General features: G+C 42.1%; 17 protein-coding genes. 11 read left to right on the top strand and 6 right to left on the bottom strand.

What is annotated here, in order from left to right; all coding sequences use genetic code 11:
- Positions 1–27: 27 nt before the first annotated feature.
- The 6 genes from BCU94_RS05075 (at position 28) to BCU94_RS05050 (ending at position 9,452) form a co-directional block, all read left to right on the top strand.
- Positions 28–2,283 (top strand): GGDEF and EAL domain-containing protein, encoded by a 2,256-nt coding sequence (locus BCU94_RS05075; RefSeq protein ID WP_102475805.1) that lies wholly within the window; start codon positions 28–30, stop codon positions 2,281–2,283.
- A gap of 279 nt (positions 2,284–2,562) precedes the next feature.
- Positions 2,563–3,294: a histidine phosphatase family protein gene (locus BCU94_RS05070; protein WP_102475804.1), complete on the top strand. Its 732-nt coding sequence runs from the start codon at positions 2,563–2,565 to the stop codon at positions 3,292–3,294.
- Between the two features lie 89 nt (positions 3,295–3,383).
- Positions 3,384–4,130, top strand: coding sequence for an SDR family oxidoreductase (locus tag BCU94_RS05065; protein WP_102475803.1), 747 nt, complete (start codon positions 3,384–3,386; stop codon positions 4,128–4,130).
- Positions 4,131–4,387: 257 nt separating this feature from the next.
- The gene (locus BCU94_RS05060) at positions 4,388–5,563 is read left to right on the top strand and encodes a BamA/TamA family outer membrane protein (protein ID WP_102440321.1); all 1,176 of its coding nucleotides are present in this window, start codon (positions 4,388–4,390) and stop codon (positions 5,561–5,563) included.
- Positions 5,564–6,754: 1,191 nt separating this feature from the next.
- Positions 6,755–8,905 carry a bifunctional 2',3'-cyclic-nucleotide 2'-phosphodiesterase/3'-nucleotidase gene (locus BCU94_RS05055; RefSeq protein ID WP_102475802.1) on the top strand — a complete coding sequence of 717 codons (2,151 nt, stop codon included), beginning with the start codon at positions 6,755–6,757 and terminating at the stop codon, positions 8,903–8,905.
- Between the two features lie 247 nt (positions 8,906–9,152).
- Complete coding sequence (locus BCU94_RS05050) at positions 9,153–9,452, top strand: DUF3144 domain-containing protein (RefSeq protein WP_102475801.1); 300 nt, start codon at positions 9,153–9,155, stop codon at positions 9,450–9,452.
- A 154-nt stretch (positions 9,453–9,606) separates the two neighbouring features.
- On the opposite strand, the gene BCU94_RS05045 is transcribed toward BCU94_RS05050, so the two are convergent.
- A complete protein-coding gene (locus BCU94_RS05045; RefSeq protein WP_102475800.1) occupies positions 9,607–10,263 on the bottom strand; it encodes a DsbA family oxidoreductase in 657 nt (218 codons plus the stop codon).
- Between the two features lie 332 nt (positions 10,264–10,595).
- On the opposite strand from BCU94_RS05045, the gene BCU94_RS05040 reads away from it, so the two are divergent.
- Together BCU94_RS05040 and BCU94_RS05035 are read left to right on the top strand one after the other, a co-directional pair.
- On the top strand, positions 10,596–11,546 hold the full coding sequence (locus BCU94_RS05040; RefSeq protein WP_102475799.1) for a LysR family transcriptional regulator: 951 nt from the start codon (positions 10,596–10,598) through the stop codon (positions 11,544–11,546).
- Between the two features lie 111 nt (positions 11,547–11,657).
- Positions 11,658–12,083 (top strand): DUF6491 family protein, encoded by a 426-nt coding sequence (locus tag BCU94_RS05035; RefSeq protein ID WP_102440311.1) that lies wholly within the window; start codon positions 11,658–11,660, stop codon positions 12,081–12,083.
- A 48-nt stretch (positions 12,084–12,131) separates the two neighbouring features.
- Here the strand turns inward: BCU94_RS05035 and BCU94_RS05030 are convergent, their stop codons facing one another.
- From BCU94_RS05030 to BCU94_RS05015, 4 genes are all read right to left on the bottom strand, one after another.
- On the bottom strand, positions 12,132–13,682 hold the full coding sequence (locus BCU94_RS05030) for a ShlB/FhaC/HecB family hemolysin secretion/activation protein (protein WP_102475815.1): 1,551 nt from the start codon (positions 13,680–13,682) through the stop codon (positions 12,132–12,134).
- A gap of 397 nt (positions 13,683–14,079) precedes the next feature.
- Positions 14,080–15,300: a threonine/serine exporter family protein gene (locus BCU94_RS05025; protein WP_102440310.1), complete on the bottom strand. Its 1,221-nt coding sequence runs from the start codon at positions 15,298–15,300 to the stop codon at positions 14,080–14,082.
- A 336-nt stretch (positions 15,301–15,636) separates the two neighbouring features.
- Positions 15,637–16,971, bottom strand: coding sequence for an MFS transporter (locus BCU94_RS05020; protein ID WP_102475798.1), 1,335 nt, complete (start codon positions 16,969–16,971; stop codon positions 15,637–15,639).
- A gap of 36 nt (positions 16,972–17,007) precedes the next feature.
- Entirely contained in the window at positions 17,008–18,555 is a 1,548-nt protein-coding gene (locus BCU94_RS05015) for a M81 family metallopeptidase (RefSeq protein ID WP_102475797.1), read from the bottom strand.
- 330 nt (positions 18,556–18,885) lie between these two features.
- Here BCU94_RS05015 and BCU94_RS05010 point away from each other — a divergent pair, with 330 nt between their 5' ends.
- Entirely contained in the window at positions 18,886–21,063 is a 2,178-nt protein-coding gene (locus BCU94_RS05010; protein WP_102475796.1) for a TonB-dependent receptor, read from the top strand.
- A 194-nt stretch (positions 21,064–21,257) separates the two neighbouring features.
- On the opposite strand, the gene BCU94_RS05005 is transcribed toward BCU94_RS05010, so the two are convergent.
- Positions 21,258–21,977, bottom strand: a complete 720-nt coding sequence (locus BCU94_RS05005) for a Crp/Fnr family transcriptional regulator (protein ID WP_102475795.1) — start codon at positions 21,975–21,977, stop codon at positions 21,258–21,260.
- A 309-nt stretch (positions 21,978–22,286) separates the two neighbouring features.
- Between BCU94_RS05005 and BCU94_RS04995 the strand changes: the two genes are divergently transcribed.
- A complete protein-coding gene (locus BCU94_RS04995) occupies positions 22,287–22,658 on the top strand; it encodes a RidA family protein (RefSeq protein ID WP_102475793.1) in 372 nt (123 codons plus the stop codon).
- A 35-nt stretch (positions 22,659–22,693) separates the two neighbouring features.
- Positions 22,694–23,950, top strand: a complete 1,257-nt coding sequence (locus BCU94_RS04990) for a D-amino acid dehydrogenase (protein WP_102475792.1) — start codon at positions 22,694–22,696, stop codon at positions 23,948–23,950.
- The last annotated feature ends 35 nt before the right edge of the window (positions 23,951–23,985 follow it).

Below are 23,985 nucleotides of genomic sequence, written 5' to 3'. Positions count from 1 at the left end.
GAAGATAGCCATGACCAAGTGCACGCAATGAACAAGGGTATAAAGCCAACTATTCAAAGCCTGAATTCATTGCGTAAGGATTCTATGCAGTGTCAGCATAAACATGATTGCAATGAGTGCAATGAGCGCTGCTCACTAGCGGATGAGGTTGCAGCTGATCGATTACTACATGAGTTACAGGTGCATCAAATCGAATTAGAGATGCAGCAAAACGAGCTAATAGTGGCCAGAGATATCGCCGAATCAGCCGCTGCAAACTATCAAGCATTATATGATTTAGCCCCAGTAGGTTATGTTTCGCTAAATCGCACTGGGTATATCACTCAGGCTAATTTTACCGCTGCAAGTATGTTAGGTATGCCCCGTAAAAATATACTGGGTAAACGCCTTGGAGCATACTTAACTGAAGACTCCCTACTGCAATATAACGCCCACCTTGCCAATACTTTTCAAGGCGTTGACTCTCCAGACAGTGAGATAAAACTTAACATCGATAATAAGCTAAGCACGGTACAGTTAAAGCTTACTATTAACGAAGATGGCCTTGAATGCCTTAGCGCACTGACAGATATTACCGCCACTAAAAAATCTGAAATAAAATTAAAACTTGCCGCCAGTGTTTTTAGTCATGCTCATGAAGGCATCATGATCACCGATTTAAAGGGCAATATCCTTGAAGTTAATGACACTTTCACTCAGATAACAGGCTTTAGCCGTCAAGAGGCCATTGGTAAAAACCCACGAATTTTCAGATCGGGTCGACAGTCTGCAGACTTTTACGACGGTATGTGGAGCACGCTGAAACAGCATAACTATTGGTGTGATGAAATATGGAATAAACGCAAAAACGGCGAAATTTATCCGCAAATGCAATCAATCAGTGCGGTGCGTGATGTGTATGGCAAGGTCATGCACTATGTCTCAATGTTTACTGACATAACCGATAAAAAAGCGCACCAGCAGCAACTAGAGCATACCGCCCATCACGATATGTTAACTGGTTTACCCAATAGAGCATTACTGGCCAATAAGTTAGCGCAGGCACTAAAACAGAGCCAGCGACGCGGTAAAAAGCTGGCACTGGCTTATCTTGATTTAGACGGCTTTAAAGCCATTAACGATATCCACGGCCATAGCACTGGCGATCAATTCTTAGTTTTAATTTCACAGGCGCTAAAAAGTGCGCTGCGTGCAGGAGACTTTTTAGCGCGTATTGGCGGTGATGAGTTTGTTGCAGTACTCAGTGACCTAGAACAGGCCAGTGATTGTGAACCAGTATTACAGCGGATGCTGGTGGCTGCATCGCAAAGTATTATTTGCAATGAAGAAATACTGCAAGCTTCAACCAGTATTGGGGTAACACTGTACCCGCAAAATGGCACCGATCCAGACTTATTGCTAAGACAAGCTGATCATGCGCTGTATCAAGCTAAAGACGCAGGCAAAAGCTGTTATTTATTTTTTGATAAGGACTCTGCTGAAGCCTCGAAAACGAAACGAAAGAGCCTTGAGTGTATTATTCAGGCTTACGAAAACCAAGAGTTTGTTCTTTATTTTCAGCCTAAAGTAAATATGAACACAGGGAAAGTAGTGGGGGTTGAAGCATTGCTGCGCTGGCAGCATCCGCAACAAGGATTATTGCTGCCAGAAGTCTTTTTACCCATGATTGAAGACCACTTAATTAGCATTAAAATAGGCGAGTGGGTAATTGATACTGTACTTAAACAACTAGATGAGTGGCAAGAAAAAGGCTTAACGATTCCCGTTAGTGTCAACATTGGCGCCAGCCAATTGCAAAGTAGTGACTTTGTCGCCAACTTAGCTGCAGCTTTAACCGCTTACCCTAATATTTCTCCCGAGCTATTGGAAATGGAGATATTAGAAACCAGTGCCTTAGAAGATATGGTTAAAATTAGTCAGCGAATGAACGCCTGTTTACAAATGGGCGTTAAGTTTGCCTTAGATGATTTTGGTACCGGTTACTCATCACTTACCTACCTTAAAAGCTTGCCTGCTACGAAATTAAAAATTGATCAGAGCTTTATTCGGGATATGTTAACAGATACGTCTGATCTGGCCATTTTGAAGGCTATTATCGGTTTAGCTGATATTTTTGACCTTGGGGTCGTTGCCGAAGGGGTAGAGACCAAGGCGCAAGCTGATAAGTTATTATCGCTTAACTGCACTGTAGCTCAAGGGTATGGTATTTCTAAACCTATGCCAGCAGCACAGGTGCCTAAGTGGGTGCAAGCTTGGCACTGCAATCCAACTTGGACTGCGTAATTCTTAATGCGAATAAAAGCGCTCTAATTCACTATCACTTACCCTCATAACTCAATTCTTTGCTTCCTAATCAAGTAACTAAAAAGGCTTCTTTTGTATCATGATTAAAGACTGTCGAATCCCCTTTAAAAATAGGCTATGTTAATGAAATAAACAGGTCGCTCTTACGGGCTTTAAATGCTGTTGAGCATGATTTAGCATTTGGATGTAAAAACGGTTTATGGGCATTATATAAGGCGCTTAACGCAGCAAATTCAGCATTTAGTGATGGGACTTACCATGAGTAAAATTTTTCTAATTCGTCACGGCCAAGCCAGTTTTCATGCCGATGATTATGATCAGTTATCTGATTTAGGCATTGAGCAGGCTAAGCTGGTGGGGCGATATTTAGCCAATAAAACCATTACGCCAGATCTCGTGATAACAGGCTCAATGTTACGCCATCAGCAAACCGCGCAGCATAGCCTAGATACCTTTGGTTTGGCCGATGATGCACTGATAAGTTTAAGTGAGCAAGATGCTGGCTGGAATGAATATGACCATCAAAATATTCTCGGTGCGTATCATCCTGAGTTTACCAGCCCCAGTAAAATGCGCGCATTTTTAGCTCAAGAGCCCGATCCTCTCGCGGCTTTTCAGCAGCACTTTTTCGGCGCTATGGAGCAGTGGACACAGGCATCTGCAACGGCTAAGTTAAATGAAAACAACCTATATACAGAATCTTGGAGTGATTTTCAGCAAAGGGTCACTGGTGCCTTTAAGCAGTTAACGAGTCAACATCACGGTAAAACCATTTTTGTCTATTCATCAGGTGGGCCGATTAGCGTGATTGCCAGTTTATTATTGGGATTGCCGCTAACACAGTTTGTCGATATTAATTGGTCATTAGTCAATGGCGGCGTGACCAAAGTGGTGGCCAGAGGTCAGGATAAACAGTGGTCATTGTCTTCATTAAATGAGCACGATATATTTGAGCAACAAGGGGATAAAAGGATAATTACTTACACCTAAGTGCTTATTTTTGCTGTAACAGCGCCTAAAATGGGCTTAAATAGCCCATGTAAATAATAAAAATAACTCATCATAAAATGGATAATAAGATGCGAAAAAATATTTTGATCACCGGGGCAAGTTCGGGTTTAGGTCGAGGAATGGCCATTGAATTTGCAAAACAGGGATCTAACTTAGCACTGTGTGCGCGCCGAATGGATAGGTTAGTTGAGCTCAAGGCTGAGTTAGAACAAATTAACCCGCAAATTAACGTGCTTATAAAAGCCTTAGACGTGAATGATCATGATGCGGTTTTTAGCGTTTTTGATCAATTTAACGCTGAAATGGGGCCGTTAGACCGCATTATTATTAATGCGGGCATGGGCAAAGGTGCTTCCATTGGTACTGGGTATTTTAATGCCAATAAACAAACAGCAGAAACCAATTTTATTGCCGCGCTTGCACAGGCTGAGGCGGCAATGGCTATCTTTAGGGCTCAAAATTCAGGGCATTTAGTCACCATATCATCTGTCAGTGCAGTACGTGGTTTTAGACGGGCGATGACAGTTTACGCAGCCACTAAAGCAGCGCTAACATCTCTTAGTGAAGGCATACGTATTGATGTAATGAATACCCCGATAAAAGTAAGCTGTATTCACCCTGGTTTTATTCAAAGTGAGATCAATGAAGGGGTTGAAAAAATCCCCTTTATTGTCGATACCGAAACCGGTTGTAAGGCGCTAGTAAAGGCCATCAATAAAGAAAAGCCCAACGCTTTTGTGCCAAGCTGGCCATGGGCTATTTTGCATTGGGCATTACGGATTGCACCTGTGAGTGTTATCAGAAAAATGAGTTAAATCATTTGCTTAAATTAGAATTAGAATTGGCCTATTTATCCTGTGATAGATAGGCTTTTTTGTATTCACACTGCACTGAACCTTAGTTGTGATGGGATTGAATGGTTCGATCCTTCAACAGTGAGTCGAAAAACTGCTTTAATTAAGTCATAATTTTTATCGTTAATGCTGCTGAGTTTTATTGTGCTAACCCATATTGGTATTTTTGGGGACGGCCGATTCAGTACTGGTACTCTTTTTACTTGGTTAGGTACTTCATGTTTAAAAAAATCTCATTATGCATTTTAGCGATGGCTTCTTGGCAAGCATCTGCTGAACAGTCTTATTTTTTTGACCAGCAAGATGGCCAATTTGATCTTGGCTATCACCTCGCTGAAAATGCCTATGGTTTTTTACCGGTTCCTATTTTAATTACTGAGCCTGCAGTTGGTGCTGGTGGTGGTTTGATGGGCTTGTTTTTGCACGAAACCGATGAAGAAAAAGAACTACGTAAACAAAAAGCCCTTGAGTCTATTGATGGCGGCGCCCAGTTAATTCCTGCAGCAATGACCTTGGTGGGCGGCGGCGCGACAGCCAATGGTACTTGGTTTGCTTTTGCGGGGCACCGTCATTCTTGGTTAAACGATAGTATTCGTTATACCGGCGGCGCAGGTGCTGCTAAGGCGAATTTAGATATTTATACTAATTTAGGTGGCTTACTACCTGAAGGGAAAAACCTCAAATTTGATACCACTACCGAAGCTTACTTTGCGATGCAAAAACTGCAGTTTAGAGTGGCTGATACGCCATTATTGTTGGGCTTAAAACAGCTATGGTCAGTGTCCAGTGTCTCATCATCAAACGCTGTAGTTGATTGGTTTTTGCAAACCGCACTGGGCGATAAACATACCACCTCAGGTCTTGGTTTGGTGGCCGAGTATGACACTCGAGATAATATGTTTTTCCCGAAAAAGGGTTACATTTTATCGGCTGAATACATGTTATATGATGAGGCGTTAGGTTCTGACAGTCATTACGGTACCTTAGATACCAGTGGCGAGTTTTATTTCCCTATTGCTAAAAAGTGGACCTTTGCGGTCGCTGCTAGTTATCAGGAATTGTATGAGAAAGACACCAGCCTTTCACCTACCACTAAGCCTTATGTTGATCTTCGTGGTGTATCAGCATTTCGCTATCAAGGTGATCAAGTCGGCACCTTACAAGCGCAGTTGATGTATCACATAGATCACCGCTGGACGGTATCGACCTTTTACGGTTACGGCCAAACAGAGACAGAGACGGAATCAATACAAGACAGCAGCGACTCCGTTAATGCTTATGGTGTTGGCTTTCGCTATCAAATTGCCAGACGTTACGGCATTCATATGGGAGTGGATGTCGCCGCCAGTGAAGAGGAGCGGGCATTGTATTTTAACCTAGGCTCGGGCTTTTAATCGTCAATCAGACACTTAAGCACATATTAATTGGCAATCAGTTTATATGTGCTCTTACCTTTATAAGTACTATTGAATTCAGTAGTAGTCAATATCATCTACCAGGGACTTAGTTATAATTCTTACACTTTTAATTAAGCACTTTTCGATAATAAAATTATATTTAACTGATAATTGATTACACTGTTTAAATTGGGTTGTCTCTATGTCTGTATTTTACAAATAGTGTTGCTATTTTATCTTTGCTTATGTCTTTATTAACAATCTAATCATTTTGTAACTGCTGTAGGTTATTAATAATTAGGGTTTGAATAATTTAAGAAACTATTTTTATTAATTGCCATTTAATTTGTTGGTAATTTAAAGTGTCGCGGCGAGGCTTAAGATGTTTATTTGTTGTTGCTCAGGTGTTTGTTTGCGGCTTGATTGGTGTTTATTTTGTGAGAAACACTTGTTGCAGCCAGGTTTTTAATTTAAATTTTCAAAACTAATTTTATATTTATAATGTTATCAGTAGCAGTAGGCGAGTAGTACTGAATTGTTTTCTATTTTGGTCAGATTTGAAATTTATTGATCATTTCAAGAACAAGTGTCATTTCAATTGACTGGGACATAAGCTCTACCAATCATCACAATCATAAAAGCTAAGGTTTGTAATTAAACATGGTGCCAAAGGCTAGAGTAAAATAGAGGTCTGAAATTTTGGTTTTATCTTATCTGTCTGTACTTTAATTATTTTATGTTTTTGATTGTGGCAGTGTCTTGCTGTCGAAACAATTCAGAGTGTTGTTTTTTATTCATATCTTGAGGGATATTTTTTATCCTAAGAGATACTTGTTGAATATATGTGCTGTTTTTATATTAACTGAAATATTTATGAGGGGTAAGTTAAGACTTAAGGTTTTTAGCCGTGAGTCTTAAGCTTGTTTTTCAAACTATATCTGTAATTTTTATTTTTACGTTTGTTGCTTGTTTTCTGCGTTGTTATTTTTTTGACTTTAAATTCAAAGCTGTTTTTTTGTTTTTATTATTGTTTGAAATAAAATCTTCACTTTACTTATTTGTATGTTTTATTTAATTTACTCCCGCCTTTACTGATGCTGAAATATTGCTTGAGATTAATTGACCAATCTTAATCTGTGGCAATAATTCGGCATACAGACATAAATAAAATAATTATCTGGAATAAATATGAAATTGAATGCTAAGAAACTTCTGCTTGCTACCAGTGTTGCAGCAGTACTTACAGGTTGTAATAGCTCATCAGACGATAAACCAAAAAACGATACCATTAGCATGGAAGTCCGTTTGATGGAAACCACAGATATTCATACCAATGTAATGCCATACAATTACTTTGAGAGCGCAGAACACAACGAAACCAACCTGCCTGAATGGGGCTTAGCACGTACTTCTTTAGTGATTGCTGAAACGCGTGAAGAAGTCGCCAATAGCATGTTATTTGATAATGGCGATTTAATCCAAGGTAGCCCAATGGGCGATTACATGGCAGCGCTAGGTGCTGAGCATCTTAAAGGTGAAAAGCATCCGGTTTACAAAGCGATGAACTATTTAGAATATGATGCAGCTAACTTAGGTAACCATGAGTTCAACTATGGCCTTGAATACCTAGATGAAGCGCTTAAAGGTTCAGATTTCCCTTATGTTAGCTCAAACGTATGGAAAGCTGATAGCTCGCTTGAAAAAGTCAGCAATGCAGCAGATGAATGTGAAGTACGCATTACTGAAGATTTTTATGACACCGCAGAAAATATGTATAACCCATATGTCATTTTAGACCGTGAGTTTATTGCCGAAAATGGTGAATCATACAATGTTAAAGTCGGTGTCATTGGCTTTACACCACCAGATATTATGGGCTGGGATGCTTCACACTTAGTGTGTAATGTTGTGGTTTCTGATATCAAGAAAACCGCCGAACATTATGTGCCTATGATGAAGGCTGAAGGCGCAGACGTTATTGTTGCTATCCCGCATTCAGGCCTCAATGACAATAATGATGAGTTTGCTGAAAACGCAACCTTACACCTTGCTTATGTAGACGGTGTTGATGCCATTATGTTTGGTCACGACCACCGTGAATTCCCGAATGCAAATAATGAATACGGTGAAATTCCAGGGGTTGATCCTGAGCTTGGTTTAATTAATGGTATTCCAGCCATCATGCCAGGTTTCTGGGGTGCTAAGTTAGGGGTGATTGATCTTAAACTTAAATCTAGCGATGACGGCGAGACATGGACTGTTGACCATTCTCACTCTACAACCGAGCTGCGCTCACTAATTCCAAATGAGTCTGATGTTCTTATTGAAGATCTAGTAGTTGAAGAGCATGAAGGTACCGTTGATTACATGTCAGCAATGATTGCTGAAATCGATGTCAACATGAACAGCTTCTTCCCACAAGTGGTACCAGATTTATCCATGCAAGTGGTTAACCAAGCACAGCTTCATCAACTGAATAAATGGAAAGCAGAAGGCGAGTTTGCTGATGCATCTGCAGACGCTATTTTCATGTCTGTATCTGCGCCATTTAAATCTGGTCGTAATGGCGGTGCCGATTACACCAACATTCAAACTGGTGAGCTAACTAACGCTTCAGTTGCTGATATCTATGTATTTGATAACAATACCCCTGCCGTTTTAAAAATGACCGGTGCGGATATGAAAAACTGGATTGAGTGGGTTAACTCAAATGCTTATAACAGCTTACCATTAGCTGAAGGTGAGACTTTCCTTGTTGAAGGCTTCCCTGGTTATAACTTTGATGCCTTCTACGCTGGTTTTAACCAGTCAGGTGAAGGGCTACTTAAGTACACAATCAACGTTGAAAACCAATCAAAGTACACCAACATTAATGGTTGGGAATTTGATACAACAGACAGCAAGCAGTTAGTTGAGCTTACCTATAACGGTGTTGAAATTGCTGATGACGCAGAAATCTATGTGATCACTAACAACTACCGTGCATCTAACTCGCGTATGCCAGGTGTTGATAATGCTGAGCTAGTTAAAGAAGAAGCGGCATTTAATAACCGTGAATTGGTGCAGTTCTACTTAGCTGATCGTTTAGCTGAGCAAGAAGGTGATAACACCTTAGCCTTCCCGAACGCTAAAGTGTTTGAGCTTATCGCGCCAACGACAGAAAGTGTTTCATTTAGCTCAGCTAAACTTGAAGAAGGTATTCGCTGTGCAACTAATGAAATCACTGGTTTGTCTACAGACGGTGAAGACGGTACTAAAGAAGGTACTGAAGGTTTCACTATTTACAACTTTAACTTTGATTACAGCGGTGAATTTAACTGTAAAGCTAAAGGTCAGTAATGCTGATTTAGCATTAAAGTTTAGCGTTAAAGTTTAGAAAGTATAAAACCCTACTTAATGATCAGTAGGGTTTTTTTATGTGTTAAATTCAGTGATTTCTCGACATATTGATGCCGCTCACAGTTACGGAGCATCATTATTGCAGAGTGTGAACCACCTTAAGGTTTACCAGCGTAAAAGCACGTAGGTTATTACCATTGCTATTTTACTTTGCCGCTACAGGCAACTTTCAGTACAAGGATCTATCATGTTTGATTCAAAACCAGATAAAGCTTTTTTCGATCGCGCTAGTCAGTTTATTAATGTTGCTAATGAGTTTAATCAAAATCCCAAGGTAAAAACGGGTGAAGTAAGCGCTTCATTCATGTATTCCTTAACCCGCTACAATGCTTGGTTTGCTTCTACTGGTTTTGATAATGCCGAAGAGATGCAGCAGAAAAAAGCTGACATGGTGGCCTATTACACTGAAGAGTACCGCAAGCTGCTTGAAGGCAACATGGAAGATTACATCCAAAACTTTGACCATTACCGTAAAACGCAAAAGTAAATTTTTTGCTAAACGTGGCTCAAATATAGCTAACTAAAAATCCACTATCAGAGTATCGCTAAGATAATCGACAGTGGATTTTTGTTTTTATTGAAGCTGTTTATTCGGGTGCATTTGAAAAATTTGCCGTAAAAGAAACGTCTCACCGTAGCCATTAGTTACTTTCTAACTCTGCCAATAGTTGCGTCAGTACCTGTTTATATGACTCAACCGGATGAGCGCCGTTTAAGGCACTAGTGCGGTTAAATATAACCGTCGGTACCGAAGAAATTCCTGCAGCGGTCCATTGATTTTTCTCAGCACTAATATGCCCTCTGATGTCGGGGCTATCTAATAATGCCATGGCCTCATCGACGTTAAGCCCAATAGCAGTAAGTTCATTGGCCAATACCGCTCTATCAGAGACATCTTTATGCTCAGTAAAATAAGCGCTAAACAAACGTAATTTTAAGTCAGTTTGCTTATTAAACTTTTTAGCGTAATCCAGCAATATATGCGCATCGAAGGTATTAACGATATGCATGTTGTCGCCAAAGTTAAACTCAAAACCAAACTCGGCGCCGCGCTGAGCAATATTTTCTCTGGCTTTGGCGCTATCTGCAGCACTTGAGCCATATTTACGCGCCACATGTGCACCTAATTCTTCACCTTCTGCAGGCATATCAGGATTGAGCTCAAAAGGTTGCCATTCAAGTTCAACTTTGTCTTCTATTCCTAGCTCTTTAATGGCTTGCTGCAAACTTTTGTAACCGACCACGCACCATGGGCAAACCACATCAGAAACGATATCCAGTTTAATTTTATTTGACATAAAACACCTTATCTTGCTTTGTGATTAACGACTTAAAATAATATAAACAGATCTTTATAAGTCTGAATTTAATAAAAACAACCTGTATATTACGTGATTTTAACGTCTGGAGTGCGAACTTTTAAAGAGCTTATTATGGCATACGAGCACGGTCGTTAATCCTGCTGCTGGCCGTAACTGCTGGTAATAAATAGCGCCATTCGCTAGCAGACAACATACCGAAATTACGCACAATTCATCTGTGTAGGTAAGCAAGCTATGATTAGTTTAACTAAAGTTAGCTGAGTACGCTTATTCGAGCTTATTTGAATTTGCTTCCAAGGACATGATAAATGCAATCGATTACTAAACAGCTGGGTCTTTTTCTTGATGTGGTGCAGCAGGGTTCGTTTACTAAAGCGGCGGCATTGCACGATATGGATAACTCGTTACTGTCAAAGCAAATCAAAAAGTTAGAAGCCGAGTTAGGGGTGCAATTACTGAATCGCTCAACGCGATCGTTTTCATTAACCTCAGCAGGGGAAGAGATCCTCGAACAAACCCTGACGTTATTAGATACCCTAAATCAAATCCAAAATATTGCCGATTCATACCAGTCTGAGCCAAAAGGGATTATTAGAATTACCTCGTCTATCTTCTTTGGTCAGGAGTATCTGCAACCTGTCATCAGCCAATTTATGAAGCAATACCCCAATGTAAAAGTTACCCTGTCATTGGATGATAAACGCGCCGATATTATTTCTGATCACTTTGATGTGGCTTTTAGGATTGGCAAGCTCACAGAGTCGAATTTGATTGCAAAAAAAATTGCCAAGACCCACTTTGCCATCTTGGCATCAGAAGCATTTTTGGCAGAGCATGGTCACCCGCAAACCCCAGAAGAGTTAATTCAATTGCCTGCGGTTATTTATAGCAATGGTAATGTCATCTTAGATCAGATGCGCTTATCCCAGCAGCCCCATGGCGAACAGTTTAAAAACTATAAAATGCAGGGGAATTATAAAGTCAGCGATGTCAGAACCATTATTGAAGCGGTGAAGGATGGCTTAGGTTACACTCATATTGATTTATTTAATTTAAATCAGTCGATTACTGAGCTTAAATTAGTGCCATTATTAACCCGCTATTCACTTTCCACTATGGATACTGGCATATATGCTGTCTATCCGCATCGTAAGCAAACCCTGCTAGTGAGTGAGTTTATTAAAGCGGTGCAGCAATATATTGGCACGCCACCTAAGTGGGTTGAACACGTACCGAATTATAAAAACTTATATAAATAAACTGAAACTAATTTTAGTGATGGTTATTCATTGTAAGTGAAAAATGCGGTGTAAGCAGTTGTTTTTAAGGTGTTTGCTTTTAGTCGTAATGAATTAAAAGGAGGGTATACCATGTCTGTAAACAAGTTGATGAGCTTAGGATTCATGCTATTACTTACTGGCTGCGCCGCAACGCAAGCCAGTAAGCAAAAAGCGGCCATGTATCAGTTTGATGAGTTACAGCAGGTTAACTCGATTAGTCATTTTCGACTTGATAGTTGGCGCAGTATCGATAGCCGTAGTTTATTTATTGACGTGCGCCCAAGGCAAAGTTATTTACTGGTGCTTGATGGCATTGATAATAATTTGCAGTTTGCACAAGCCTTATTGGTCTCATCGAAACTGGGGACAGTTGAAGCGGGTTTTGATACGGTATCGACCGCGGCAGAGCCGCAATTCACCACCCGAATAAAAAGCATCTATCGCATTGATGATAAACAGCAAGAACAGCAAGTGAAACAAAAAATAGCAGGCTTTTCAGCGGTTAAAAAGCCTTAGTGGTTAGAGAGTAAAATTAAGCTTGCAGCAGTAACGACAAGTGTCAGTTTAAAAACGATTTTTCACTTGAAAGCGCCACTCCCAATCATCGACATATTCGCCGCTGGTAAAGGGCACCGCGAAATCAATATGGCCGACACTACCGTAGCTGGATTTTGATGAATACACTCTGGCACCAATGCCAATGCTGCCAATGGGGGCGTTGACTTCATTATTGTCATCAGGCCCGCCAAACGCCTGTCCAATATCCACAAAGGTGGCCCAGCCAAGTTCAGCAAGTTGATATAAATTGATGTTGGGATAATAGCGGACTTCTCCCGTGAGCAACCATTGATTATCACCATATTGATAGTCGTTAGGATAACCTCTTACCCCTGTATCATCGCCTAGGGCAAAGGGGTCATCGAGGTAATTATTTTGCGAGCTGGCTAAGCGGGTTTTAGCGTAGGCGGTCCATTTAGGGTTAATGTGGTGGAAGTATTCACCTTGGATGCTGATATTATAGTAATCGGCTTGGCTGGTGTTAAAGCTGGCTTCAGCAGTAAGATTAAATAAGAATAAATTATCTTGTTGTTGATAGCCTCGACTGCTACTGACCGTTAGGTGATAGCCTACAGAAGACTCTTCGGCGACATCGCGAGTCTCAATGCCTAATTGCACAAAGTGACGCCAGCCTAAGTTAAAGTCCTCATGATTATTAATTAGATGGATATTAGTAAACACCTTATAATCATCTTGTAAGTATTCATAACTTGCCCAAGGGTATAAAAAGTCTCTGTCTTCAGGCAAGGCTTGATTTGGGAAGGTCTCACTGGGCTCAAATTGGTGTTTATCTTGGGTAAAACCTAAGCTAATTCGCGATAAATCCGCCTCTGTTTTATCAATAAGCCAGCCATAGCCGATAGCGGCATAATCGACATTATGCTCAAACTCATTAACGTCTTGGCCATTTTGTCTTAAGGTATCAATACGTTGATCGGTTAAGTATTCTGCGAAATACCTATCGGGGGTATCTAGTGAGTAAAACGGCTTATTAAAATACAGTTGGGTTGCTTGACCATCACTATTATCATACCAATTGGCAGCAATTGTGGCGTGTTTGATGAATTTTAGTGGTGCTGAAATGCCAAACTTATAACCGGTTCGATCAGCATTTGATTGATATTTAAAGCGGGTTTTAATGCCGCGTCCCATCAAGTTATCTTCTTTTATCCCGACAGAAAACTTAGTTTCACCACCGCTAGAGCTTAAGCTGAAGGTGGGCAAGAGTGACCAATTATCCCAGGTTTCCACCACCACAGTATCTTGCTCATTCTCTGCGCTAGGATCTTTTTCTGCGAGATAAATTTTGGCTTCTCGCAGGTAAGGCTCGGCTCGCAGTAAGCGCTGGGATTCTGCAAAGGTTTTTTGATTTACCTCATCGCCTTCAGTGAACGTAAGCTTATCGAGGATCGTTGCTTCAGTGGTGTTGATATGTAGCCAGTTGGCCCAGTGGTGAATAAAGAAGGCATCAGGGTCTGATTCATCAAAAATAGCATTGCTCTGCACGATAATGTTATCGACAGTAAAGGGGGTTGACTGGTTTTTGCTGTTTGTCATTACCAATGCCGAGGCTGAATGCTGCAGGTTGTTAATTTGCTCAGCATGTGCCGCGGCGATAGAGATAATCAAGGTAATAACAAGGATAATGGCTAAAGCGCAATTAGCGCGAATTATCACAATATTATTAGTTTTTATTATGGTACCTACTCAATTATTTATAGAAGGGATAGCTAATTAAGCTATTGAGTAAATAGCATTTAAAATTTCAACAGCTGAAATTAAATGCCTTATCTTAGTATGGCGGGTATTTTGAATTTCGCTGTTTTTTTGCGTAAAAATCAACAAGGGAGCGATGTGCTCCCTTGTTGGTGTTGCCGAGGGCCTTTTTTAGAGGGCCATTTTAAAAGGGCGGTTATATAAGAGGCTATTATATAAGAAGCTATTATTTAAGAAGCTATAAACTTCGCTTTGGCGGTACGATGACGTTAGCGAATATAAGCCCAGCAATCAGTGACATAAAAATCAAGAACACTTGTGAGCCAATATGGGCCTGATTGAGCATGGTTTCACCTGAAATCATTGCGTTTAAGCCGATATAGGTTTTACTGCCAGGCACCAAAATAACAATGCCTTGAAGTAGGGCAATGGATACCGGTGCTTTCATCCAACGGGCAAATAAGTTGGAGTAAATGCCCACCGCCAGTGCGCCGACAAAAATACCAATAGACTCGCCTAAATATAAGCCGCCAATCATGGCTGAAAAATACGCCACGATACCGGCAAAAATGCCCCAAGGTGAATCCTTAAGGCGGGCTTTAAAGATAATCACTAACGCCATTGAGAGTAATGGCACCGCCGCCCACGAGGCATAAATTGGTAGCGCGTAAGGCTCAATATGCACTGATTCGCCAAACATGACTTTACCCAGTGTCATGCCTAATACGGCGCCAAAATACAGCTTAAACAGCAGCATCATCGCATCCATAATTCTGGCTGTGCCTGAGATGAGATCCCGCGCGGCTAACTCCGCAAGCCCCAGTGTTAATGCTAAACCGGGAATAAAAATAATAATCCCAGAGAGGATCACCACAGGAATATTAATACTAGGGTCTAATATGGCAATACCGCAGGCAAGAATCGCACATATCACCGCCGCAAGGGGCTCAAGCATTTCTGCCATTCGTGACGAGCGCTCAGCCCAAAAAACCATGCCATAAACCAGTAGCCCTAGCATGGCTGACCAGAACACATCATTCCAACTGGTGTCCATCAGCATTGCAAAAGCGCCGGCGCTGACGCCAAAAGACAGCAAGGTTAATTTATGGCCGTAAGGGTTAGGCTTGTTGGCAATTTCTTCTAGGCGATTAAGGGCTTCGGTTAAGGTGCGCTGACCTGTGGTTAGCTCTTCAACTAAATCAAACGTGCGGGCAAGGGAGCCTAAATCTAACTCCCCTGGTTTGACCCGCGCCACATGATTATATTCTTGCTCAGTATCATGCTGTAACACGAAGGTCATTGAAGTGGGCGAGATCAAAAAATAGCCTTCAATCCCCAAGGTAGTAGAGACCGTTTGTAAATGGGACTCAAGGCGATATGCCGGGGTGCCAAATTTGTGCAACGCCTTACCTAATCTTATGATAAATCGGCGTTTTTCAATGAAGTTGTCATCGTTCATTTTGCATGGTCACTCTAGGGTAAAAGGGAGTCGTTATTTGGCGCGCATAGTAACCGAAATGTGCTTTACTGAATACCTACATTTGGCTATTTTTACGATTTTATCAGTCGGTTAAAAAGCATTGGCATAATTTAGTTTATACATACTGTAGACCAGAAATGTTTAAGCTGAGGTATTAACGCTCAAAGCGCAGGTCAAAGGGGGGATTAAAGGCAGAGGTTAGCGACGAGCCATGTTGATTTTTTGGCTGTAAAACCAGCAAGCAGACAGGTATCTATGATGGCAATGTTATAGCTAACGGCCTAGGTATTACCTAAGCCGTTGATGACAGGTTAATTAAAGCGACTGACTGTCTTTAACGATAGTGCTAGATGCTTTAAATAAATGAATCGCACCCCATGCCAAAATAATCATTGAGATACTGAGGGAATAGCGCAGTGATTGCTCGCCAAACTGTGGTACTAAAGCGTCACTGACCATGCCAACCACTAATGGTCCAAAGCCTTGACCTAAAATTGCCATACACAGCATGGTTAGTGCCACGGCCATGGCTTTCATTTTAGGTCCTGCAACGGTTTGCACTGCGGCAAATGATGGCCCAGTCCCAGTTGATAAGGTAAATACCCCTAAAAATAATAGCCCCAGTGCCAGCGTTGAGTTAGCAACTAAAAAGCTGCCGATAAAGATTGGAATGACAATCACAAAGCAACATGCGGCCCATTTGACTTCCCAGCGCTGATCTTTAGCAATAATCTTAGGGGCTAAAAACGCCCCTGCCAAGGTACCAAACAAGGTACCAAAGCCCATTACCGAACCATAAAGAACACCGACTTCTTCAAGGCTCATGTGATGGGTTCGGATTAAAAATGACGGTAGCCACTGCACAATGCCATAATTACCAAACGCGCCCATAGATAGCCCTAACATCAGGTTTCGATAGGTTCTTTGTGTTAGCAGATGTTTGATGGTCGCAATAAGGTTGAGCTTATCATTATCAGCATTGGTGAGCGGATTGCTGACACTATCTAGGCCTCTGTTATCTTTTACTGTCAGCCAAACCACCAAGCCCACGATTAAACCGGGCAGGCCCATAAAAATAAAGGTCATTTGCCAACCCACACTGTTGGCCAGTAAGCCGCCTAAAATTAATCCCGCTAAAATACCAACGGTGCCGCCAGCTTGGAAAATACCAATCGCAAAGGCTTTTTGTTTACCGGGAAATAAGTCCCCCAGCATGGCGTGACTGGCAGGAATACAGCCTGCCTCACCCACTCCGACGCCAATTCTGGCTAATAGTAGTTGAATGAAGTTAACTGACATACCGCAAGCTGCAGTCATGGCACTCCACAGCGCCACACTAACAGAGATGATCAATGGACGATTATATTTATCAGCCAGTCTGGCAATGGGAATACCAAACACAGCATAGAAAAAGGCGAACGCAAAGCCGGTTAACAAACCTAGTTGCGTATCAGAAAGGCTTAAGTCGTGCTTTATTGGTTCGATTAACACCGACAATACGAAGCGGTCCATATAAGCCAAGGCGCACACTAGCGCCAGCATAAACAGCACATAATAGCGATTGGTCGCCTTGCTATCTTCGGCAGTTGTGGGCCGGTTTTCGGCGTTTAATGCGCCATCGTCGCTGATGACATTGCTGGAACTTTTCATAAATGATCCTTGTTATTATTGTTATCGGCGAAGCGTTTACGCGCTAATGGGAAAGCTGGCATCATTATCAATGGGATATATAGGGTGCGTGAGCTTGGTATGCGCAAATTCGCCCACTCTGGCGGTGGTAAGCCCGGGTGAGTCAGCCATCAGTAAGTGATCACTTACTTTTTGGTAGAAGGCGCGCCAATGTGCTGATGATTTAACGCAAACCACATCGTATTCATAAATATCAATTCCGTGGGCACGCCCCGATACATCGTCAAAAGCTTGGCCTAAACCGGTTTGCACAATCACATCCACTTGGCCAACGGTGAGTCTCACTGAAGGGCCTAAATCGAAGCTCACACCATTTAACATAGGGCCACGAATGGTTTCTATGCCATCAGAAATCGACTTTACATAAGCTGTGCACGCAATAGGATTGCCACTGCGAAGTGGATCTAACTTGCCACCTAAATTGACACTAATCGTTGCGCCAACACCCGCCTCAATCGCTTGCTTTACCACTTGGGGATCGCGAATATTAAAAAAGGCCACTTTACCCAAGTCGGTGGTGAGGATTTTACTCAGCAAATGGGTTGTGTCACCGGTACAGCCGCCACCGGGATTGTCACCGATATCTGCAATCACAATCGGTTTATTATCATTTTCCCAAAAAGCGGCAGGGGCTTGATAGCGGCCTTTAGTGGCAAGAATATCGGTTGCGATGGCAATGGTTTGATCGACATTAGGTGGCAGATTAAGGCTGAGTTGTCTGTTGTCCCAAATCCATTGGGCAAATTCAGTGGCAATTTGCTCAGCTAACACAATATCGTTGTCAGTGGTCACTAATACATACATGCCGCAATATTCAGTGTCTTGATAGGGAAAACCGTGCATTACCGAGCAATTGAGTATTTGAGGATTTTCTTCATAGGCAAGGCACTTATCGCGGATTAAGGTGCCAAAGGTACCTGCCTCCATGGTGGTTGAAGGCGGCAATAAAATCGGAATTTTCTGGTAATTCATGGTGGGCGTCAGTTGATTTAAAAAGGCGCTAACCCCAGTGAGTAGTGCTTCTTTGGCGCAAGGATTAAAATCTACGTGGGCATATTCTTTACAGGTGGTGTAATAGTCATATTCACGAGCAATAAGATCTGTCACTTTGCCATGTAAATCAGTTGAGGCAACGATTTTGGTGTCAACCCCAACGACCTCGCGGATGGACTTAGCCAGATCGCCTTCTAAATCTGAGGTGCTTTGGACGATACCTGCGCCATGAACCATCAAATAAAATACATCGACTGGCTCATTGGCTAATGTTGATAACAGCTGCTGCTTGACGGCGGCATAAGCATCGTCGGTAACTGTGCCGAATGTGGTGTTAACGTGCATGAATACTGTTGGGACGATTTCCCAGTCATTTTCGAGACAGGCATCAATAGCGCCGCCCATGGCAGTACCCGCAAGCTTTAATAGCGCTTCACCTTCATACACCACTAAATCTTTAAGGGTTGTCGGCCCAGTTAACTCTGTGGCATAGGTGTTTGTTTCATGAAATAGCCCACCGATCCCCACGCGAATTTTATTTGAATCTTTCATGCCACCACCAACTTGTAATCAAAACGTTAACGTTAAGATAGGGGCTTAAGCAATCACCACACTGTCACATTGATTACATTTGCTGAACATTATGCGCCGAAACAGCAGTTGTCAGTCCAGTGACAAAGACGCTGCTGGCAAATGTTAAGATGAAATCTTTTTGTTTGTTGCGTGAAAGTTACCACTTTGTAATCTAGGTGACAGATTGCCTCTAATCAGTTTGTTACCCCTAGATAAAGGCAAAGTTGTTGAGTTGCGCAGTTTGGGAGCGTGCTGTTTTTTGCTTATAAAAATAATCCAATAAACAAAAATAAATAAACAGGTGCGACGATGAAGAGAACACAATTAGGTATCGCAATTAGTGTGGTTTTGCTGGGGCTTAGTGCTCCAAGCTATGCACAAGAAAATGACCCTACGCAACAAGACAACGCCACAGGTATTGAAGTCATTCAGGTGACATCACAAAAACGTGCCCAATCAATTAATGAAGTCCCTATTGCCATCAGTGCCATGAACGAGACCGATATTGAAAGGCTAGGCGCGCAAGATGTGCGAGACATGCAATTTAGTGTGCCGAACATGATTGTCACTGGGTACATAGAGTCGTCACCATCTTTTGGTATTCGCGGTATTAGTGATCGCTCACGTAACCCAGGTTACGATAACCGCGTTGGGGTATATATTGATGGCGTTTGGGTTGGGCGCTCATCAGCTGCTAACCAATCCGCGTTAGATGTTGAACGTGTTGAAGTATTGCGCGGCCCTCAGGGAACCCTATTTGGTAAAAATACCGTTGCTGGTGCGATTAATATTATTACTAAACGACCACATTCAGATGAGCTGAGCGGGCGTTTAGGTGTGGATATTGGCAACTTTGGCCTGCAAAGCTATAACGGCAGTATTAATGTTCCATTTTCTGAAGATTTTTCAGGGCGCTTGTCAGTGACGAAAACCGATCGTGATGGTTTTGTTGAAAACAGCGATCCGCTGGGGGTGATCCCAGCAGATAAATTTGTTGATGAATTCAATAATAAAGATGAGCTGGCAACCCGAGCGCAATTTTATTGGCATGCGGGTGAGAATACCAACGTGTCGTTAAGCTTTGATTATGTTGAAAATAAAGCCAACGTATTACTGGGTGAAAAAGTCGATGATCCACTCGCACCGGATGTCAATGTGGTGTCATTAGATTCAAGCCAAAGGTTAGATAGCACCATTAAAGGCAGCGGGCTGACCATTGATCATACCTTTGCCAATGAATTCCAATTAACATCGGTTACAGGCCTACGTAGCTCAGAATGGAACTTAAGTGATGTGGATGAAGACTATTCGCCACTGCCCTATGCCTTTACTGAATTTCAAACAGAAGACTCAACTCACTTCTCTCAAGAGTTAAGACTCGCTTCTCCTGCCTATGAAAGCTTTGATTACATTGTTGGCGCTTACTACCTAACCCAAAGTATTGAGGGTGACTCAGATGTCCAAGCCTTTGCACCTGCACTTAACCCAGCTGCGCCACCAGTGTATGTTGGTGCTAGCCGTGTAGCTGATGTTGATGCCGATTCATATGCGCTATTTGCCCACGGTAATTATCGATTTACTGATCAGTGGAGTATCACCGCAGGTCTTCGTTACACCTATGAAGAGAAAGCTATTGATTACACCATTGTTGATACTTCAGGCTTGTTTACTAATTTATCAGCCAAAGAGTCACGTGACGCATCAGATGTATCACCTACGGTGAGCTTAAATTGGATCCCTGTTGAAGATTTACTGCTATTTGCCCGCTATTCTCGCGGCTTTAAAAGCGGTGGTTATAATGCCGACTTAATCAATGATGCCGAAGCGTTACCTTTTGAAGATGAGTCGGTTGATTCTTATGAAATTGGCTTTAAGTCGCCATTTTTAGATAACACCTTAAATCTAAATGCCAATGTGTTTATCTCACAACATGATGATTACCAAGTGCAAAGCTTTACTCAACTGCCATCAGGTGGCACGGCCATTACTATTACCAATGCCGCAGAAGTTGAAAGTAAAGGCTTTGAACTTGAGCTGCAATGGCAACCTATCGACAGTCTACAGTTGTGGGCAAACTATGGTTACACTGATGCTGAATTTAAAGCTTTTCCAGAGCCAGCAGGCCCTGGTACTGACTTCTCGGGTAATCAATTAGCTGAAGCGCCTAAATATACCTATGGCATTGGCGCTGAGTATCGTTATTCACTGAACTATGGCGATTTTGTGGTTCAGGCTGATTACTTCAAACGGGATAAGTTTTACTCAAACCCAGATAATGCCGTCAGTAACTTAAACCAAGAGCGCGGTGAAAGCGCTGCAAGAATTGGCTTTGAAGCTGAGTCAGGCGCATGGAATGTGTTCTTATGGGGTAAAAATCTGGCAGATGATGTGTCGCAAATTCATAACTCGACCTCATTTTTGGGCATAGGACGTGCTCAGTACAGCCAGCCAAGAACCTATGGCGTTAAAGGACAATATAAGTTTTAGCCTTGCAGGTGTAACCTTGGTCTAGCTAACGCTTAACCTTGGTTTTGACGATAAATAAAAAGCGCAGATTATTTTATAATCTGCGCTTTTTTGATGCTATTTAACTTAATGTTTAAAGTGAGCTATTAACTTCAACTCGTCACAGCAGTCATTAACTCATCCCATAACTTGCGGGCAATTAAGCCTATTTACGCCTATGACGCGATGGCTTTAACAGCCACTTGAGAGGTGATCATTTTATCCACCCCAGATATTTTGGCTAACGGCTCAGAATCTAAAATACGGATTTTTCCATAGTGATATTCAATAAATCCGGCATCTGACCAATCTTTCAGTAACTTGTTAATGGCCTGACGGGTCGCACCTACTGAAGAGGCTAACATCTCTTGGGTAAATTCAAGCTCTTGGCAAGCAGAGTTAGGAACATTAGTGGCTGAAAAGGCCAGTAAAAATAATATTTGATTGGCTAAGCGGCGCTCTAAATTAAAAAATAACCCATACTCATACATGTTAAACACCTCTCGAATACGATAGGCCACATGCTCACACAGTGTTTTATAAATAATGGGATATTTTTCAGTTAATTGCTCGAAGTCCTTCGATAAAATTTTACCGACTCTGACCTCACCAATGGCGATAACATCTTGCGGGCGCACATCATTATCAATGGCTGATAAAAAACCGATGCAATCACCTTCGCCATAAATCACATAAGTGGCTTCTTTACCATTGTCGGCAATGACCCTTAGACGAACCGAACCACTGAGTATTTGATATTGGCCCGCGCCAGCACCTGATTCACCTTTTCTGTAAACGTACTCCCCATCACTAAAGTGTTTTATTTTAAATGTTGCAGTAACTTCGTCTTGGATGTGTTGCGGCAATAACGCAATCCAATTAGCTGTATTCGACATACTAGAGCTCACTTTGGTTATTATTTTTAGTATTTATGCTGAAATTGACGGCCATATTTTATTGTTATATTGGCCTTTTTCTTGTAAAAAATTTAGCCATCACCCTAAAAGGCTGCTAATTATATCTACCATGACTGAGGTCGACAGCATAGTAATAAATGGTGCTAATTTGTTACATGCGGGTGCAGTTAGTGTTTTTTTATTAACAAGAGTTACCCAAGTGTCATCTTGATTGCAGTGTTGGCCAAATAATTACTCCTATAATGATTTTTAATCATCATGACATCATTGATATAAGGTTGAATTTAAATGGCTAAACAAGTATTAGGTAACAATGCCTTAGGCTTACCTTTCTCTCCAGCGGTTGCTGCTGGTGGGTTTATTTTTTTATCTGGGCAGATGGCGTTTGATCAGAACAATCAATTAGTGGATGGTGATATCACCGTGCAGACCAAGCAAGTGCTAACCAACATCAAAAACTTATTGGCAGAGCAAGATTTAACGCTGGACGCCATTGTAAAAAATACCATTTGGTTAACCCACGTTGAAGATTTTGCCGCCTTTAATCAGGCCTATGCTGAATTTTTCCCTAATAATCCTCCTGCTAGAGCGACTGTGAGATCTGATTTATTGATCCCGGGTGCGCGCATTGAAATTGAAGCGTTAGCGATAAAAGATTAGCCACCAATTAGCGCTGTAATGCTTGAGGGGAAAACATGAATATCATTATTATTGGTAGTGGACTGTTGGGCTTGAGCACCGCTTATCAGCTACATGCTCAAGGGCATCAAGTCACAGTGATTGATCGACGTGAAAGTGCAGGCCTTGAAACCAGTTTTGCCAACGGCGGCTTACTGACCCCCAGTTTGTCAGATCCTTGGAATGCACCAGGTGTGTTCTTTAATATGCTAAAAATGATTGGCAAAGAAGACTCGCCATTACTACTCAGACCTAAAGCATTACCCTCGCTGGCATTGTGGGGGCTCTCCTTTCTAAAAAACTCTCGCCGTAAAACCTACGAGCAAAGTATTTTTCGTAACACCCGCATGGCGAAATACACCCTAGATGTGCTTGATGATATGACCCAAGCAATCGGTTTGACTGATCTGGGTGGTGGCAGTGGCACCATTAAGGTCTGTCGTCAGCAACAGGAGCTGGATGAAGTGCTGGCCATGGCCGAGTTTCTTCAGCCTGAAGCGGTTAAGTTTACTATGCTCAGCCGTGATGACACCTTTAAACTTGAGCCTGCATTGGCCCCGCTAAAAGGTAAGGTTGCGGGGAGTATTTATTTTCCTGAAGATCGCTTTGGCGATGCCCATCAATACTGTGTTGAGCTAACAACTTACCTTGAAAAAGTAGGGGTGCAGTTTTTATATAACACCACAGTAAGCGATATTATTAAGCACCAGGGCAAAATCACCCACATTAACACTAGCCAAGGCCAGTTAGATGCCGATGCATTTGTATTGGCTGCAGGCAGTTACACGCCGTTATTGGCGAATAAAGTGGGCGTTAATATTCCGGTTCGCCCCTGTAAAGGTTATTCATTAACCCTAGCGCTTGATGGCTGGCAGGGCGGGCCTAGCATGCCTGTGATAGACCATTCGCTTCACGCTGGGGTGGTGCCGCTAGGGAATCGAATTCGGGTGGCGGGTACGGCAGAGTTTAACGGTTATGATACCCAGTTAAATCCTGGGCGGTTGCAGAATCTTTATGATTTATTGCAGGCGATTTACCCTGAGTCTAGCGCTTTTGTGAACCCAGAAACCACCCAAAGTTGGACGGGTTTACGACCGGTGTCAGCATCGGGTGTGCCGCTAATTGGCCGCTCAAAAATTGATAATTTATATATTAATACTGGCCATGGGCATTTAGGCTGGACGATGGCGGCAGGCTCTGGCAAGGCGCTTGCAGACCTTATTAGTGGCGAGCGCCCTGAAATATCTCTCGCTGATTACGCAGTTAATTGCTGAGTTAATTGCTGAGTTAATTGGACAGGGTAGCAAAC

The organism is Shewanella sp. 10N.286.52.C2 (assembly GCF_002874545.1).
GTDB lineage: Bacteria > Pseudomonadota > Gammaproteobacteria > Enterobacterales > Shewanellaceae > Shewanella.
This window is presented reverse-complemented; position numbering and strand designations above follow the sequence as displayed.